At 39.8% G+C, this 16,021-nt stretch carries 16 protein-coding genes; 11 read left to right on the forward strand and 5 right to left on the reverse strand.

Translation table 11 applies throughout. The features are described from left to right. The first annotated feature begins 204 nt into the window (after positions 1–204). From VCHSUH03_RS07565 to VCHSUH03_RS07585, 5 genes are all read left to right on the forward strand, one after another. Positions 205–615: a hypothetical protein gene (locus VCHSUH03_RS07565; protein WP_105094589.1), complete on the forward strand. Its 411-nt coding sequence runs from the start codon at positions 205–207 to the stop codon at positions 613–615. Between the two features lie 8 nt (positions 616–623). Further along, positions 624–947, forward strand: coding sequence for a hypothetical protein (locus VCHSUH03_RS07570; RefSeq protein WP_105094590.1), 324 nt, complete (start codon positions 624–626; stop codon positions 945–947). A 30-nt stretch (positions 948–977) separates the two neighbouring features. Beyond that, positions 978–1,442: a GNAT family N-acetyltransferase gene (locus VCHSUH03_RS07575; protein WP_206602793.1), complete on the forward strand. Its 465-nt coding sequence runs from the start codon at positions 978–980 to the stop codon at positions 1,440–1,442. A gap of 34 nt (positions 1,443–1,476) precedes the next feature. After that, positions 1,477–1,896, forward strand: a complete 420-nt coding sequence (locus VCHSUH03_RS07580) for a GNAT family N-acetyltransferase (RefSeq protein ID WP_105094591.1) — start codon at positions 1,477–1,479, stop codon at positions 1,894–1,896. Positions 1,897–2,030: 134 nt separating this feature from the next. Continuing rightward, positions 2,031–2,519: a GNAT family N-acetyltransferase gene (locus tag VCHSUH03_RS07585; protein WP_105094592.1), complete on the forward strand. Its 489-nt coding sequence runs from the start codon at positions 2,031–2,033 to the stop codon at positions 2,517–2,519. A 203-nt stretch (positions 2,520–2,722) separates the two neighbouring features. Here the strand turns inward: VCHSUH03_RS07585 and VCHSUH03_RS07590 are convergent, their stop codons facing one another. From VCHSUH03_RS07590 to VCHSUH03_RS07605, 4 genes are read right to left on the reverse strand one after another with little or no spacing between them, the layout of a single operon-like run. After that, positions 2,723–3,823 (reverse strand): metal ABC transporter permease, encoded by a 1,101-nt coding sequence (locus VCHSUH03_RS07590; protein WP_105094593.1) that lies wholly within the window; start codon positions 3,821–3,823, stop codon positions 2,723–2,725. Further along, positions 3,820–4,683 (reverse strand): metal ABC transporter permease, encoded by an 864-nt coding sequence (locus tag VCHSUH03_RS07595; RefSeq protein WP_105094594.1) that lies wholly within the window; start codon positions 4,681–4,683, stop codon positions 3,820–3,822. The genes VCHSUH03_RS07590 and VCHSUH03_RS07595 overlap by 4 nt, the downstream gene beginning before the upstream one ends. Then, positions 4,680–5,411: a metal ABC transporter ATP-binding protein gene (locus VCHSUH03_RS07600; RefSeq protein WP_105094595.1), complete on the reverse strand. Its 732-nt coding sequence runs from the start codon at positions 5,409–5,411 to the stop codon at positions 4,680–4,682. Before VCHSUH03_RS07600 ends, VCHSUH03_RS07595 begins: the two co-directional genes overlap by 4 nt. A gap of 11 nt (positions 5,412–5,422) precedes the next feature. Then, complete coding sequence (locus tag VCHSUH03_RS07605) at positions 5,423–6,364, reverse strand: metal ABC transporter solute-binding protein, Zn/Mn family (protein WP_105094596.1); 942 nt, start codon at positions 6,362–6,364, stop codon at positions 5,423–5,425. Between the two features lie 512 nt (positions 6,365–6,876). Between VCHSUH03_RS07605 and VCHSUH03_RS07610 the strand changes: the two genes are divergently transcribed. From VCHSUH03_RS07610 to cooS, 6 genes are all read left to right on the forward strand, one after another. Then, positions 6,877–7,254 carry an energy transducer TonB gene (locus tag VCHSUH03_RS07610; RefSeq protein ID WP_105094597.1) on the forward strand — a complete coding sequence of 126 codons (378 nt, stop codon included), beginning with the start codon at positions 6,877–6,879 and terminating at the stop codon, positions 7,252–7,254. Positions 7,255–7,264: 10 nt separating this feature from the next. Continuing rightward, positions 7,265–7,612 (forward strand): energy transducer TonB, encoded by a 348-nt coding sequence (locus VCHSUH03_RS07615; protein ID WP_105094598.1) that lies wholly within the window; start codon positions 7,265–7,267, stop codon positions 7,610–7,612. A 248-nt stretch (positions 7,613–7,860) separates the two neighbouring features. Then, positions 7,861–9,477: a PAS domain-containing protein gene (locus VCHSUH03_RS07620; RefSeq protein ID WP_105094599.1), complete on the forward strand. Its 1,617-nt coding sequence runs from the start codon at positions 7,861–7,863 to the stop codon at positions 9,475–9,477. Positions 9,478–9,821: 344 nt separating this feature from the next. Then, positions 9,822–11,450, forward strand: a complete 1,629-nt coding sequence (locus tag VCHSUH03_RS07625; RefSeq protein ID WP_105094600.1) for a phosphoenolpyruvate carboxykinase (ATP) — start codon at positions 9,822–9,824, stop codon at positions 11,448–11,450. Positions 11,451–11,591: 141 nt separating this feature from the next. Next, positions 11,592–12,497, forward strand: coding sequence for a LysR family transcriptional regulator (locus tag VCHSUH03_RS07630; protein WP_105094601.1), 906 nt, complete (start codon positions 11,592–11,594; stop codon positions 12,495–12,497). A gap of 387 nt (positions 12,498–12,884) precedes the next feature. After that, complete coding sequence (gene cooS / locus VCHSUH03_RS07635; RefSeq protein WP_105094602.1) at positions 12,885–15,053, forward strand: anaerobic carbon-monoxide dehydrogenase catalytic subunit; 2,169 nt, start codon at positions 12,885–12,887, stop codon at positions 15,051–15,053. Between the two features lie 169 nt (positions 15,054–15,222). On the opposite strand, the gene VCHSUH03_RS07640 is transcribed toward cooS, so the two are convergent. Beyond that, a complete protein-coding gene (locus tag VCHSUH03_RS07640) occupies positions 15,223–16,008 on the reverse strand; it encodes an MBL fold metallo-hydrolase (RefSeq protein ID WP_105094603.1) in 786 nt (261 codons plus the stop codon). Positions 16,009–16,021 lie beyond the last annotated feature (13 nt).

The following is a 16,021-nucleotide window of genomic DNA, read 5'->3' on the forward strand; positions in this document are numbered from 1 at the left end:
GATTTTGCCGTAATAAATGCTTGATTTCCTCTCGGGCTGCTATAATCTGGTGGAACACAAAGGAAATTGTTAGTGCCTAACGTAATAATTAAGCCAATAGATTATACAATCTATTGGCTTTTATGTAATATGAAAAAATTGGTATACTGATTTTAGGTTAATAAATATTATGTTTCAGCTTTTAGATTGTGAAAGTGAGGAACTATGAAAACAACAAAATCTTTTGGCGAGTATCCCAAATATTCTCTCCACGATGCAAGGGTTCAAAAAATAGAACATAAAGATGATAATTTGATTCTTACTTTTGAGTACATTTTCTCTTATGAGAATGGTGTTGAACAAACTCATAAGGCTCAAGTTGTGTTTGAGACGTGCGATATAGATGATTTAGAAATTCTCGTCTTTAATAGTACAATATTAGATACTTTCACAGGTAAAAGAATTGAGCTGCCTCAGTATCAGCAGGAATATGGTGAAAGTGAATTCGAGGTTATTACAGAGACCTATAACTGGGGACGAGCTGTGCTGCAAGGTTGGTTATGGACCGAAGGAAATCCCGTACACTGTATAATGAACATATACTTTAAAGGTGATATGGTATATGTAGTTGAATGAGGCCTGAAATGAGCGATTTAGATTTTACTATTTGCTGTACAGTTACTTTCTTTACTAAGAAGAGGAGAACTCCACCGAATCTGAATAATGGAAAGTATTGCCCTCATCTTGTTGTAAAGGGCTCTGATCAGCTGTTAGGTGTAAACTTTATTGATGGTGAGGATGTCATCTTTAATAAACCCATACGTGCCAATGCGTTGCCAGTAAACGAAGATATAGATTATTCTGCACTACAAGTAGGTACGGAGTTTCTTATTATGGAGAGCAGTGCTATTGTTGGAGAAGGGGTTGTAAAAGAAATTTTTCAACATAAACCACATGGGAAAAGATGATTGTAGAGGATTGTATCCATTGGAGTTTATATGATTAACATAGTTGATGGCAAACCGTATTTAGATCAAGTAAAAGAGTTAATTCAAGAGTACACTCATTGGCTTGGTCGCGATTTGTCCTTTCAGAATTTAGATAAGGAATTAGCAGATATAGCAGAAAAATATACGGCACCAAATGGTGAATTATTGGTTGCTATTGATGATAATGATGTGGTGCTCGGCATGGTGGCGTATTATCAGCATAGCAATACCCGTTGTGAAATGAAACGCCTCTATGTACGTCCCGAAGGGCGTGGTCATGCGCTCAGTGATCGTCTCATTGAAAGTATCATGGACCATGCTAAGGCATCTGGATATAAAGAAATGGTGCTAGATACAATTGAACCGTTGAAAGCAGCGATTCATTTGTATAAGAAGCATGGTTTTGTTGAGTGTGAACCGTACTATCATAACCCCATGGATGATGTTATCTATATGAGCAAGGAACTCGATTGATAGAGCTATCTTGGGATTCATTGGAGGAGCTTTTATGGAGATTACATATACTGAGGAGCGAAATTTTACATCCCAGCAAGTAGCAAATCTATTTCTATCTGTCCGTTGGGTAGTAGGTAAGTATCCTGACCGATTACATAAGGCTCTTATGAATTCATCTCGTGTGATTTCTGCATGGGATGGCGATCGTTTAGTTGGTCTTATTCGCGTCATGGATGACAGCGAGCTGGTATGCTTCATCAATTATGTGCTAGTTCATCCCGATTATCATGGCCGAGGTATTGCAGGTCATTTGCTAGAAATGGTGAAAGACGCTTACAAGTCTTACTTGTACATCAATGTTATGATTGGCGATAGCAAGAATGCACCATTTTACGAAAAGCACGGCTTTAAGGTGAAAGAGAATTCCTTGCCGATGCAATATCGTAATGTGCCTAAATATACGGAAAAATAATTGTTAGATAATCTATATGGAACGTAATTTGTGAGATTATTAATATAAGGCTACACATCACTCATGGAATGTGTAGCCTTTGTTTTATAAACAGTATATACTAAAACAGATATGTAGATACGATGGAGAAAGATATGAATATATTAATACGAAAAGCGACAACTGCTGATTTAGATTTAGTGACACGTATAGAAGCAACTTGCTTTCCTCCTGCTGAAGCGGCACCTCGTGAGGCATTTAAGGAGCGCTTAGACCATTATGCAGGTCAGTTTTTAATTGCCTTTGACGGCGATACACCGATTGGTTTTATCGATGGATTTGTAACGGATGATGAAATCTTAACGGATGAGATGTTCGCTGATGCTTCTTTGCATAACCCTAACGGCGCATGGCAGATGATATTTGGTTTAAATACGATGCCAGAATACCGCAATCGTGGTGTAGGTGGTCAGTTAATTGAGGCATTTATCGACCTTGCGAGAGAGGAAAACCGTAAGGGTGTAATTCTAACCTGCAAGGAAGAAAAGATTCCCTATTACGCCAAGTTTGGTTTTCTAAATGAAGGCGAGTCTGAGTCTGATCATGGTGGTGCCAAATGGTATCAAATGCGGATTGTATTTTAGGTGCGTAGAAATGAGTAGGGATTAACTATTTATGGTTTTACAATAAAACTGAATATAATAGTTCCCATAAAAAGAAGCTGAAATCTTTGCAGTGCATTGATTTCAGCTTATTTTGTTGGGAAAAATATTAAGTTTCTACAATTCATTTAATTAGACTATACGGATTTGCTTATCTTTATGTATTCCAAAATCCATATGGTTCATTAAATGATTTCTTTAACTTGTGCCACGCCTTTATCGGTCAGCATATAGTATCCATTTGTTACATACAACAAGCCTTGTTTCTTAAGGTGTAATGCGGCTTGGTGTGTATAGTCTGGCTTCCAGTTCAAGTGTTCGTGAATGGTGCCGATACCGTTTTCGATGGCCGCCACAGGTGTATTCATATGGGTATAGATGTGGCAGAGCATCATCGTTTCTCGATAGTGACGACGCAAGTGGCGTTGGCGAAGATAGGTTGCGATATAGCCCGTCTTTGGCGTACAAATCACGGCAATTAATAAAGCGACACCAATCGTCGTTGCGATAGCGCCTGCAATGGATACGTCTAGGGTGAAAGCGACTTCCGTACCGATGACGGCACAGATAATGCCGATGATGATACTGCTAGTTAGCATGGCTTTCACAGAGTCCGTCCATAAATAAGCGATAACCGCAGGCCCAATCATGAGGCCAATAACGAGGATGGCGCCTACCGCTTGGAAGGAGGCCACAACGGTAAGGGATACCATGGTCATGAGCACGTAGTGGATGAGGGCGGGCATGAAGCCGAAAAGCCCTGCCAATAGTGGATCGAAGGTAGAGAGCTGCAATTCCTTGTAGAAGAGCATAACTAATACGAGGTTGATGACCGCTACCCCAAGGGAAATCCATAGTGATATAGGACCTAAGTCGATGCCGTTTACAATCCATCTGTCGAATGGAGCGAACGCGATTTCCCCTAGAAGTGCCGTATCTACGTCAAGGTGTGCGTTGCCGCTATAGAGACTGACGAGGATGATGGCAATGGAAAAGAGGAGCGGAAAGATGATACCAATGGACGCGTCTTCGTTGACGAGGCCCGTGTTATGAACCATCTCTGTAAGCCATACCGTTCCTACGCCGACTAAGGTTGCCCCTACTAGAAGCAAAGGTGAGTTTAAGTCTTCTGTTACAAAGAAAGCGAGCACGATGCCCAGGAATACTGTGTGCGTAATGGCGTCGGCCATCATAGACATGCGGCGCAACACGAGGAATACACCAGGGATAGCGCACGCGATGGATACTGCAATGGCGATGAGTAAAATCTCTGTATGTACTGTCATGGGGCACCTCTTTTCCGGAATTGCCACAACATGCCTCTATTAGGTGCAAACATGAGGCTCAATAGTACGATAGCCGACAGAATGACGATGATCGCAGGTCCTGTAGGCAGTTTTTGCACTGTTGTGCTCCAAAGGGTACCGCCCATGGCAGACACCATGCCGAAACATCCTGCTAAGGTGCACATGGTACTTAGCTTGTTTGTCCACTGACGGGCCCCTACGGCTGGGGCAATGAGGAGAGAACTGATTAAGATAGCACCTACTGATTGAATGCCGATGATGATGGTCATGATCAATAGTGAACGATATAAAATGAGTGTAAAGGTGACGGGAATTTGCAATGTTTTCGCGTATTCTACATCGAAAGAGATGAGTTTTAGTTCTTTCCAAAATAAAGCTGTTAAAACGATAATGATGAGTGCTGCCGCCGATGTAATGTACACATCGCGGGCTAATATGGTGGCGGCCTGTCCAAATATAAATTTTGAAAGCCCCGCCTGACCTGCATTGTTTAGACTTTGAAGGTAGGTGAGTAGAACCATACCAAGACCAAAGAAAGCAGATAGTATAGTAGCCAGAGCGCCATCGAATTTGATTTTGCTGTTTTCTACGGTGATGGTAATGAGCCACGCCGCAGTGATAGAGGACAGGGCGGCACCTATAATCAGTACTTCAATGTCTTTTATGCCGGTCAGCAAGAACGCGATGACTATACCAGGTAGTGCCGCGTGGGAGAGGCCATCACCAATGAGGCTTTCCTTGCGCAGTACTGCAAAGGTGCCTGCAATACCACTGGCAAGGCCTAAGAGCGCTGTGCCGAGCAATACCATCTGCGTCGTGTAGGATTGGAGTATAGTCATACAATCCTCCTCTTGCCGTAGGTGCGCTCGATGGCTTCGTCTGTAAAGGTCTCTGCCACAGGCCCGTAAGCAACAGTTTGCTTATTGACCATCGTTACCCAGTCGAAATACTGAGGCACCGTATTTAAATCGTGGTGAACGACGATGACCGTTTTGCCCCGCGCTTTCATTTCTTGTAAAAGGGAGATAATAGCGTGCTCCGTCGTCTTATCGACGCCCTTGAAGGGCTCGTCCATGAGGTAAATATCTGCCTCTTGTACGAGGGCTCTCGCGAGGAATACACGTTGTTGTTGGCCCCCTGAAAGCTGACGGATTTGCCTATTTACATAGTCGCTCATGCCCATTTTTTCAATCATGGAGAGGGCGAGCTCCTTATCCTTTTTACTTGGTCGTTTGAACCAACCTAGATGACCATAGCGGCCCATCAGTACAACGTCTAATACGGTAGTAGGAAAGTCCCAGTCTACGCTGCCGCTTTGAGGAACATAGGCAATTTTCTTGTAATCTGTTTTGTCCATCGCTAAGTGGTGGTCGATATAAAATTTAACACTACCTGAGATAACTGTTAATAGGCCTAACATGGCCTTTAATAATGTAGATTTACCGGCTCCATTAGGGCCGACGATGGCCGCTAAAGAGCCGATGGGTACCTTCATATCTACGTCCCATAATACGGGTTTTGTCGTATAGGCTACGGTCATATCTTCAACTTCAACGGCCCATTCCATGGAGACCTCCTTTATTTAAGTGCTTTAACAATTGTATCGATATTGGCTTTTACCATGCCGATATATGTGCCGCCTTCAGTGCCTTCAGAGCCGAGGGAGTCAGAGTATAATTCGCCACCAATGGCAACATTCCAGCCTTTAGCCTTAGCTGCTTCTTGAACGGCTTCAATTGTTTTGTGTGGTACGGAAGATTCTACGAAGATAGCTTTAATTTTATGATCTACGATGTATTGCACAAGTTCATTTACATCTTGTGTGCCTGCCTCTGTAGCAGTACTTACACCTTGCAAACCTTTTACTTCAAAGCCATAAGCGCGAGCAAAATATTGGAATGCATCGTGAGCTGTTACAAGTACGCGGGATTCTTTTGGAATGGATTCTGCTTGTGCTTTGATATACGCATCAGTTTCATCTAATTTTGTAAGATATGCATCATATCTTTTTTTGAAATCTTCTTTATGAGCTGGATCTGCTTTCGCAAGACCTTCATATACAGCTTTGGCAGCTAGTTTCCAGTTAGCTACATCGAACCAAATGTGAGGATCTTTTGTTTTTACCCCATCTTCTTCGTCAAAATCGAGTAGAGTGGCTGGATCAATAGCGTCAGATACGCGGATGGTAGCTTTATTTTGTTTTGTTAAATTGTCGAAAATAGAACCCATTTTACCTTCTAAGTGGATGCCGTTGTACACCACAACATCTGCCTTAGACATAGTTGTTACATCGCCGGCGCTAGCTTGGTAGAGGTGTGGGTCTACACCTGGGCCCATAAGACCTTGTACAGATACATGGTCGCCGCCAATTTCTTTTACTAAATCCGTTAACATTGTGGTTGTGGCAACGACGTTTAATTTTTTCTGACTATCTGGAGCGGTGTCTTTACCACAGCCTGCAAGGGCTAATAACATAAGTACTAATGATAAGACAACTAATACGACTCGATTGAATTTCATAATAAAACTCCTTTTTATAGTTAGTGAATTTAAAAACTTTAGTTATCTTGTTAATACAAAAATGATGTAATGATAATGTAGAAAAACCAATATAAATAATTAAGAATACATAATTAACAGATAAAATGCTTTGAAAAGGTGATTTACTACCCTGATTTAAACAGAAAACTAGCCGCTACTAACGTAGCGGCTATTGGCAGTTATACGTTCGTCTGCTAGGGTCATGATCCATTAGTGGATGAGAGCTTGTAGATGGTTAGGCCCAACGAGGGCAACGATACCAAGTACCATCATGACCTTCATTTGAATACGCTTTCTACGTCTCATGATAAACCTCCTTTGTGTAGTTTTTGTCATATCTACCTGATATGTTGTCAGTCCGAACAGTTATCTTGTATTCAATATATCATAAATGAGAAATTTTATCAATAAGAAAATGTTCTTTAAATATTCATCTTTATTTAGTATGATATTATTCATAGACTCAAAATAATTATTTTAGGAGGCTTATTATGAATAAATTATTCCGATTCACTGCGGCGGCTTTACTTGTTGCATCTTTTGGCGTATTAGGTAATTATACAGCTGATGCAGCTAAGTTCTTAGAATCTCCGCGCGAAGTGGAAATTGTAAAACCTGAGTTACCTGAGGTTCCTCAAACAGCTACCGTAGCACCTAATATGCGCGTACGCTTTTTGATTGATAAAAAAGGGAATGTAAAAAACGTATTCGTAGAACGTTCCTCTGGTTATGCACCAGTTGATGAAGCAGTAAAAAAAGCTATTTTACAATGGAAATTTACACCTGCTATTGGTGTAGACCAAAAGGCTCATGAATCTATTATTGGAATGACAATTACTCTACCTAAGAATGCTGTAACAGCTAAATAAGGAGATAATGATGAATAAAGTGTTGCGTTGTACTGTGTTAAGCGCATTGTTTGTAACTAGTATGGTAGCCTCTGTGTTGGCGGCTCCATTCCAATTGCCTGTAGCCATATCTACACCATCTGTAGATCAAATTAATATTGCTGGTTATGGCGATTCGATTCATAGTGCAGATGTGCGTTTTACCATTAATGAAGATGGTTCTGTAGGGGATATAGAGGTCGTAAAATCTAGTGGCGTTAGTGCTCTTGATGAAGCCCTTGTTGAAAAAATTTCTACATGGCGTTTTACCCCTGCTACAGATTCCAATGGTAATCCAGTAGCATCTTCTAAAACTGAATATATTGATTTTAGAAATTAATAGAAGGCACTCATTCATTGTATGGGTGCCTTTTTATGTGCTGGTGAAAGTATTTTATGGCTCAATTATATCGGGTAAGTCGAGCTAAAAGTTGAATGGAGAAATATTAAATATCATCGCTTATTTTGGAGTTATATATGTAGAATTTTTCAAATATATTTAAATGTGTATCCATAGCAACTGAAAATTACTTTCAAAATGATATAATAGAAACATAATCATCAATTAGCCCTTGGAGGTATACACATATGAATCCATTAAAACAAAAGCTAGACATTAACAATGAACGTTACAGAATTATTGTGTCCATTAAAGAAGATTATTTAGACGGCAAATTGTCCTTGGAAGAGGGCAATCGTATTTTAAAAGAAAAACTAGGCACTTGTACGCCTGATGAGTTTGCCTATGCTGAGCAAAGTTTAAAAGGTGTTTATAAGGATGAAGAAATCCTAGATAAGATGGATGACCTATTGAACTTGTTTGATGGCGTATTAGTTCGCGCAGAAAATGAGTATCCTGAAAATCATCCATTGTGGGTGTACTTAGAAGAAATCAATGCTGTTGAAAAGGTCGCTTTTGAAGCAGACGGACTATTAAAGCAAGAGAAGTTTATCAAGAACCCTTGGCTTGGTATCTTTGATTCTTTAGCGCAATGGAGAACGCATTTGTCTCGTAAGCAAAATCAACTGTATCCAATGCTAGAGGATCATGGTTTTGATCGTCCAACACGTATTATGTGGACCTTTGATGACGGCGTACGCGATGCTATCTCTGCATCCTATGCTTTGCTACGGGAGGATAAATACGAAGAATTCTTAGCGTCTGTACCAGAAACGTTAGAGAAGTTACGCGATTTGAACTCTAAAGAGTTGGAAGTACTATTGCCGACATCGTATAAATTGTTAAGCGATGAAGAGTTTGTGCGCATGAGCAAAAATGACCATGAAATTGGTTACGCTATCATTAATCCGCCAGGTCTATATGTAGTGCCAGGCATCAATGATTCTGCAGCGCAACTAAATGCCAATAACTCCGGTCAAAACGGTGCTGTATCTAACGAGTTCCTAAACGATTTAGCAGGACTATTATCCAAATATGTGGGTCCTGTAGGCGGTGCAGCTGTAAATAAGGATGCTGTTCTAGATGTAGCCACTGGCAAATTAACATTGGAGCAGATCAATTTGTTATTCCGTCATCTTCCAGTAGATTTATCCTATGTAGATGAAAATGAACTTGTTAAGTTCTACAGTGATACGCCACATCGCATTTTCCCTCGCAGTGCTAACGTTATTGGCCGTGAGGTGAAAAACTGTCATCCTGCGAAGTCTGTTCATGTAGTAGAAGAAATCGTAGAGAAATTCCGCTCTGGTGAACAAAGCCAAGCAGAATTTTGGATCAATAAACCAGGCTTGTTCATCTATGTTATCTATACGGCTGTGCGCGATGAAAATGGTAAATTCCGAGGCGTATTGGAAATGATGCAAGATTGTACGCATATCCGTGAGCTTGAAGGGTCCCGTACATTGTTGACTTGGGATAAAACTGATTTTGTAGGCGATAGTAGTAAAGAAAAATCTTTAGCTCAAGAGGCTGCAGAAGAGGTAGAGGAAGAACCATTAACAGCTGATGCAGATGGTCGATTCCATATCGATGCGAAGACTACGCTATCTAACTTAATCAAACAAAGTCCTGAAGTGGTAGATTATTTAATTTCTTTGAACCCTAAGTTTGAGAAATTGAAAACTCCGATGGTAAAGGTTATGGCTAAGGTGGCAACCATCAAGATGATTGCGGAGCGCGGTGATTTTGATATAGATGATTTGATTGGTAAAATCGACGCATTTATTAACAAAAATAAGAAATAATTAAACTTATACATATGAAAGAGGCGGGGTCGCATGACCTTGCCTCATTTTATTTTGTTATTAGTATTATGCAGTGACTATGAACATTGAATCATATGTTGTTTGCTTTGGTTGTAGCATTAAGCAATGATTGGTTATCAATTTTTGTTATCATAAATGTGTTGCACTAATTTGAAATAAACATACAATAATTTACTATTATTCATCTATTTTATGTATACAAATTTGTTTGAAAAGGGTACAATAAAATATAATGAAAGTATTTGCCGAGGCAGTATTTTCTTATCTTAAATTACTTTTACAAGAGAAATTACGTATATATTAAAGGTGAGGATCTGGATACTATGTCGACAAGACGCGTTTGGAAGCAAAGTGAAATTAAAACAAACCCATTATTTTCTAAGATGCGCAGTACTATTGAAACTGCATTTTATGGAAACAATGTAACGCCTATTACATCTGTGGCACAAGCGTATCAATTTGCCACTGAAGAACCTGGCGTTATCGTCCTCGATATGCCTGTATATAAGCCATGCGAGCAAGGTTTGCCAGCTGATGCAAAGGTACTTGTTACAAACGATGGTAAAACTACAGGTCGCTATGCAAAAGCTCGTCGCATTATTGGCGATGAAGGCATTGACGAAGTGGAACTCGCTAATATTGCACGTGATGCAGTCTATGATAGCCGCGGTAAAGAATGGATTTCTGCTGATACTATCGTAGGTCTTGATAAAAAATTTACTGCTCGTGCTCATTTGATGATTCCAAAAGATCACGCATCTATTTTGTATTCTTGGATCATGAACTTTAAGTTCTTTGATGCAGCTGTAAAAGAATTCTACAATGATAGCGTAGAAATTCCAGAAGGCGACATTTATATCTATTCTGATCCTGACTATGTGGTACCAGGCCATCCAGGTGGGCTTGCTATTTTTGACCCAGCTCATAACTGCGCTATGATTCTTGGTATGCGCTACTTCGGTGAACATAAAAAAGGTACCCTTACATTGGCGTGGTCCTTGGCGAACCGCTTCGACTATGTAGCATGCCACGGTGGTATGAAACGTTACAATCTTGACAATGGTAAAAGCTATACAATCGGTGTATTTGGCTTGTCCGGTTCTGGTAAATCCACATTAACTCATGAAAAGCATGATGGTCGTTATGATATTTCTATCTTGCATGACGATGCGTATATCATCAATACTAATGACTTGAGTTCTATTGCTCTTGAACCTACATATTTCGACAAAATGCAAGATTACCCTGTGGAACATCCGGCTAATGAATTCTTGTTAACACTACAAAACGTAGGCGTAACTATGGATGAGGATGGCCGTAAGGTTGTGTTGGCTGAAGATGTGCGTAATAACAATGGTCGCGCTATTAAATCTCAATTCTGGACAGATAATCGTGTAAACTACGTAGATCAACCAGTTAATGCTATTGTATGGCTTATGAAGGATAAAACATTACCACCAATCCTTAAAATTGATGACCCTGTTTTGGCATCTACAATGGGTGCAACACTAGCTACACGTCGCTCTACTGCTGAAAAGCTGGATGCTCACGTTGATCCAAATGCACTTGTTATCGAACCATATGCAAATCCATTCCGTACATATCCATTGGTTCGTGACTATGAAAGCTACAAAAAATTATTCTCTGAATGTGGTGTACAATGCTACATTATGAACACAGGCTTCTTCTTGGAAGACAAAATTCCTAAAGAGGTAACTCTTGATTTATTAGAACGTTTGGTAGAAGGTACATTGGACTTCAAACCATTCTATAAATATGAAAACCTCTCTTATGTTGAGGTTCCTGGTTTTGAACCACCATTCCAAGTGCGTGAATACCATCACCAATTACACAAAGCTTTCGAGTTCCGCTATGACTATGTAGAAAAACTTATTGGTCATAAAAACGAATTGCCCCGAGAAGTATTGGATGTATTGAAAACTCTAATGTAGTCTCAAAATTTATTAAATCCTCAATATAATATTGAGACTGTCTAACTGCTCAAATAAAAGGCCCTCCTTGTGGAGGGCTTTTTATTTTGTGGTAATATATACTTATGATAAATCAATAATGTTTTGTTATAAGGTGTTTATATGGATATAAAGGATATTAAATATATAAGTACTATCGTCGAGATGGTATCATTTTCAAAGGCATCTAAAAAACTATATATTTCTCAGCCTGCATTGAGTCAAAGTATTCGTCGCATTGAGGCTGAATTAGGGGTGCCGTTATTTGCTCGAGATCGTACAAAGGTTATACCAACAGCTGCAGCGTTACAAATTGCTAAAGAGGGGATGCCTTTAGTTCGAAAGGTAGAGGCTTTAACGCAGTCTATCATTAATCAAGGGTCTGATGCGGCTTATCATGTGCGTATTGGCTTGTCTCAATTCTATGGTCATCATATGTTGGGCAAAACATTGAAGAGCTTTCAACAAATTGAACCGTCTTGGGAATTCCATGTGGTAGAGGGGGAGTCTCATTTTTTGGAACAACAAATTTGTGATGGTTTAGTAGACGTAGGGCTATTTCCAACGCCTATTTACTCTCAAGATCTTGAAAGTTATCCTGTATTAGATGAACAAATTTTATTGGCCATTAGTGTAGAGAATAAAAAGGCGATAGCCATTGCTGATTCGCTTATGACACTAGATGGTATACATGATATAGCACCATTTGGCGCGTTTCCGTTTATTCTGCTCCGAGAAGGTCTTAAGTTACGGACGTTGGTGAACCGTTTGTGTCAGGCTGAATCCTTTGTACCTAAAGCAGTTATTGGCTCTGAAAATCTGGATACTTGTAGATCCTTGGTGGAGGATGACTATGGTATTACATTCTTGCCAAGCACATTAAATAGGAAGGGCGATGATGATAAAGTTAAATTCTATCCTTTAGCATCAAAACTATGTTTCCGTCAATTAGTTCTTGTAGCGAGATCAGATAGAGCAAAGCGATTCCATTTGCCTGAAGTGGCTCAAATTATGCAACAATTCTTATAAATTACACAGATGGAATGTTAGAGTGTTAAGTACTGTTTGCAAATAATAATTCATATAAAACAATATCAACTATAGTATTATATAGATAAAGAAGACTAATTCCTATAAAATTTAGGAATTAGCCTTCTTTGTTTTATGAAGAAAATCTGAAAGTATCGAATTTGATAAATGTAGTTATTATAATGATTTATAAGTATAAATGGGTCAAAAATTTCTCAAAATTTAATTGACAAATGTCCTTTCAGAAAATATACTTATAGTAGTTTAAAACATATTTTGGAGATAGGATTTAAAACCCATCGTTGAGGTGGAATTAACTTGCATAAAAGTAGAATATGTTTTCTTATTAGTATTAGTTGGCCTACGTAGGCCCCTAGGAGGATTATTATGAGTAAAGATGTGGAAAATAAAAATACCCATGATCACAGCCATGGCGAACATCATCACCATCATGATCATGACCATCATCATGACCATGATCACTGCCATTGTGGCGGTCACCATCACGATCACGACCATGATCACCATCATGACCATGACCATAGTCATGGCAAAGCGTTGCCTACGGATAAATGGGTGCCACACACTCATGAACCAGGGGTACCTCATGAACATGGCGTAAACGACTACATGAAAGCCGTTGCAGAATATCGTAAAACTTGGCCTACAAAACAAGATGTTATCGAACAAACACCAGATCCAGCTGTACGCGAAATGATTCTTCGCATGGAGCAAATTGGTTGCGATACAGTATTTGACCGTTTCGATAAACAACAACCACAATGTACTTTCGGTATTGCTGGCGTATGTTGCCGTATCTGCTTCATGGGTCCATGTAAAATTACACCTAAGAGCCCTCGCGGTGTCTGCGGTGCTGATGCTGACCTTATCGTAGCTCGTAATATGACACGTGCTGCTGCAGGTGGCTTGACTCAACATGGTGCACATGCTCGTGAAATCTTGATTTCTTTGAAAGCTGCCGCTAATGACCAATTGGATATTCCAATTATGGGTGAAGAAAAAATTCGTACTGTATGTAAAGCTTTCAACATCCCTGAAGAAGGCCGTTCCTTAAAAGAAGTGGCTAATGACTTGGCAGATGTATTGCTCGAAGATTTGAGCCGTGCATTGCCTGGCGAATATAAAACAATTACAGCGTTAGCTCCAGCTGAACGTCGTGAAGTATGGAAAAACTTGGATATCTTGCCTATTTCTGCGTATAATGAAGCATTTGATGCATATCATCGTACTTGCGTAGGTACAGATGGCGATTGGGAAAGCAATATGAAACAATTCTTGCGTTGTGGCCTTGCTTTCACATTCACTGGCGTAGTAGCAGCGGACATCGCAACAGATGCCTTGTTCGGTCTTGGTGGTCGTCGTACATCCAAAGTTAACATCGGTGCCTTGAAAAAAGGTTATGTTAACATCGCTGTTCATGGTCACTTGCCAACATTAGTATCCCAAATTTGTAAAATTGGTGCTTCTGAAGAGTACTTAGAAAAAGCAAAAGCTATCGGTGCTAAAGGTATCCAATTCTACGGTATCTGCTGCTCTGGTTTGTCCAGCATGTACCGCTACGAAAACGTTATTCCATTGTGTAATGCTATCGGTGCGGAACTTGTACTTGGTACAGGCGCTCTTGATTGCTGGGTAGCTGACGTTCAAGACGTTTACCCTGCTATCATGGACGTAGCACGTTGCTTCAACACAAAAGTTATTACTACATCTGATGCAGCTCGTTTACCAGGTGCAGAACACATCGGTTACGATCACCATCACACTAACTTGTCTGAAACAAAAGCATTGGCTCGCAAAATCTTGGATCGCGCTCTTGAAGCTCATGAATTGCGTAAAGGTATGCCTGTATTCATTCCGCCATACGAAATCACTGCTGAAGTTGGTTTCTCTCCAGAATCCACTGTTAAACATTATGGTTCCTTCAAACCATTGGCAGAGGCTTTAAAATCTGGTAAAGTTCGTGGTATCGTAAACGTAGTAGGTTGTTCCAACCCTCGCGTTATCTACGAAAAAGCAACTGTAGATATCGTTGATACACTTATCAAAAACGGCTGTATCATCTTAACAAATGGTTGTGCATCCTTCCCATTGATGAAACTTGGTTACTGTAATACAGATGCTATTAAGAAATGTAGCCCTGCATTGCAAGAGTTCTTGGGCGATGATCAACCACCAGTATGGCATGTTGGCGAATGTGTAGATAATGCTCGTTCTTCCGGTATCTTTGCTGGTATTGCCGGTGAATTAGGTCTTAACTTACCACAAATGCCATTTGCAATGTCTAGCCCTGAATGGTCTAACGAAAAAGGTATCGATGCATCCCTTGGCTTCCGCTTGATGGGTATCAACTCTTACCACTGCGTTGAGCCACCTACACAAGGCTCTGATGCTGTTACAAAATGGCTTAAAGAAGACACTAAGGATATCTTAGGTTCTGTTATGTATGTAAATACTGATCCTGCTAAAGTAGCTGAAAAAATCTTAGCTGATATCGATGCTAAACGCGCTGCTTTAGGTTGGGCTGAAGTAAAATAGTTTATCTTTTGATAGATAATAATTTGTAGTTAAGTATAAAAACACCCTCTATAGATCTTATAGTTATTATGACTATTAGAATTAAGAGGGTGTTTTTTATTGTTTGTGGATAGATTTTTTACTAGTCTTGTATTAGCCGTAGTATAATGTACTAATTGTTTTAGACCTACTAAAGTGTGATGGTTTCACCATCTTCAGGCACTGCTACATGGCTTTCAATGTTGTTGCCTTTGATAAATTTGCGCACATCCTCACGGCTTGTTGCTGTGTGATTAACTGTATCCATGTGAACCGCAATAATTTTTGCCTCTGGTTTGCGTACCACCATGCGGCCAATATCTTTTGTACCCATAATAATACTATCTTCAAAGCCTAAAACTTGAGCATATCCAGTGTTCATAATAATAACGTTAGGGTCGAAGCGAAGGAGGGCCTTCTCTACATCACTTGTCCAAACTGTATCGCCTACAAGGTACACAGTTGGTTCGTCTGCTGCTTCAAAAATAACGCCCATCGCATCGCCTGCTAATGGTGCGAGAACTGGATTTGCATACATTTCTACCGTGCCGTGGGAGCCACCTGTTTTTCTTAATGTGATACCATTAAACTCCAGACTTTCAAAAATGATGCGTACATCATTAAAGCCTTGTGAAGTAATAAGTTCTTTGTCCGCTGTATTTTGTACAAAAATAGGAAGTGATTTTGGAATAGCATTAATTGCCGTTTCATCCCAATGGTCAAGATGTGTGTGTGTAACTACCACTGCAGTTACATTGCTTAATAGATTGTCCATTGATAGAGGTAAATCAACCATAGGCATTCTTTGTTGATAGTTAAATGTTCCTTCAAAACCAGGATAAGTATCTTTTGGTGCTAAAAATGGATCAATAAGGAATGTTGTATTTTTTATTGTTAATTTTCCTGTAGCATTTCGAATGTGAGTATATTGTGTCATAGTTATCTCCTTA

This window comes from Veillonella infantium, from assembly GCF_002959895.1.
Lineage (GTDB): Bacteria > Bacillota > Negativicutes > Veillonellales > Veillonellaceae > Veillonella > Veillonella infantium.

Coding starts and splice junctions, on each gene's coding strand:
- VCHSUH03_RS07600 (WP_105094595.1), bottom strand. CDS start 5,411: ATGGAATGGGCCGTTGAAGTTGAAGATATGACCGTAGCCTATACGACA.
- VCHSUH03_RS07570 (WP_105094590.1), top strand. CDS start 624: ATGAGCGATTTAGATTTTACTATTTGCTGTACAGTTACTTTCTTTACT.
- VCHSUH03_RS07575 (WP_206602793.1), top strand. CDS start 978: ATGATTAACATAGTTGATGGCAAACCGTATTTAGATCAAGTAAAAGAG.
- cooS (WP_105094602.1), top strand. CDS start 12,885: ATGAGTAAAGATGTGGAAAATAAAAATACCCATGATCACAGCCATGGC.
- VCHSUH03_RS07610 (WP_105094597.1), top strand. CDS start 6,877: ATGAATAAATTATTCCGATTCACTGCGGCGGCTTTACTTGTTGCATCT.
- VCHSUH03_RS07565 (WP_105094589.1), top strand. CDS start 205: ATGAAAACAACAAAATCTTTTGGCGAGTATCCCAAATATTCTCTCCAC.
- VCHSUH03_RS07620 (WP_105094599.1), top strand. CDS start 7,861: ATGAATCCATTAAAACAAAAGCTAGACATTAACAATGAACGTTACAGA.
- VCHSUH03_RS07630 (WP_105094601.1), top strand. CDS start 11,592: ATGGATATAAAGGATATTAAATATATAAGTACTATCGTCGAGATGGTA.
- VCHSUH03_RS07625 (WP_105094600.1), top strand. CDS start 9,822: ATGTCGACAAGACGCGTTTGGAAGCAAAGTGAAATTAAAACAAACCCA.
- VCHSUH03_RS07580 (WP_105094591.1), top strand. CDS start 1,477: ATGGAGATTACATATACTGAGGAGCGAAATTTTACATCCCAGCAAGTA.
- VCHSUH03_RS07605 (WP_105094596.1), bottom strand. CDS start 6,364: ATGAAATTCAATCGAGTCGTATTAGTTGTCTTATCATTAGTACTTATG.
- VCHSUH03_RS07640 (WP_105094603.1), bottom strand. CDS start 16,008: ATGACACAATATACTCACATTCGAAATGCTACAGGAAAATTAACAATA.
- VCHSUH03_RS07615 (WP_105094598.1), top strand. CDS start 7,265: ATGAATAAAGTGTTGCGTTGTACTGTGTTAAGCGCATTGTTTGTAACT.
- VCHSUH03_RS07595 (WP_105094594.1), bottom strand. CDS start 4,683: ATGACTATACTCCAATCCTACACGACGCAGATGGTATTGCTCGGCACA.
- VCHSUH03_RS07585 (WP_105094592.1), top strand. CDS start 2,031: ATGAATATATTAATACGAAAAGCGACAACTGCTGATTTAGATTTAGTG.
- VCHSUH03_RS07590 (WP_105094593.1), bottom strand. CDS start 3,823: ATGACAGTACATACAGAGATTTTACTCATCGCCATTGCAGTATCCATC.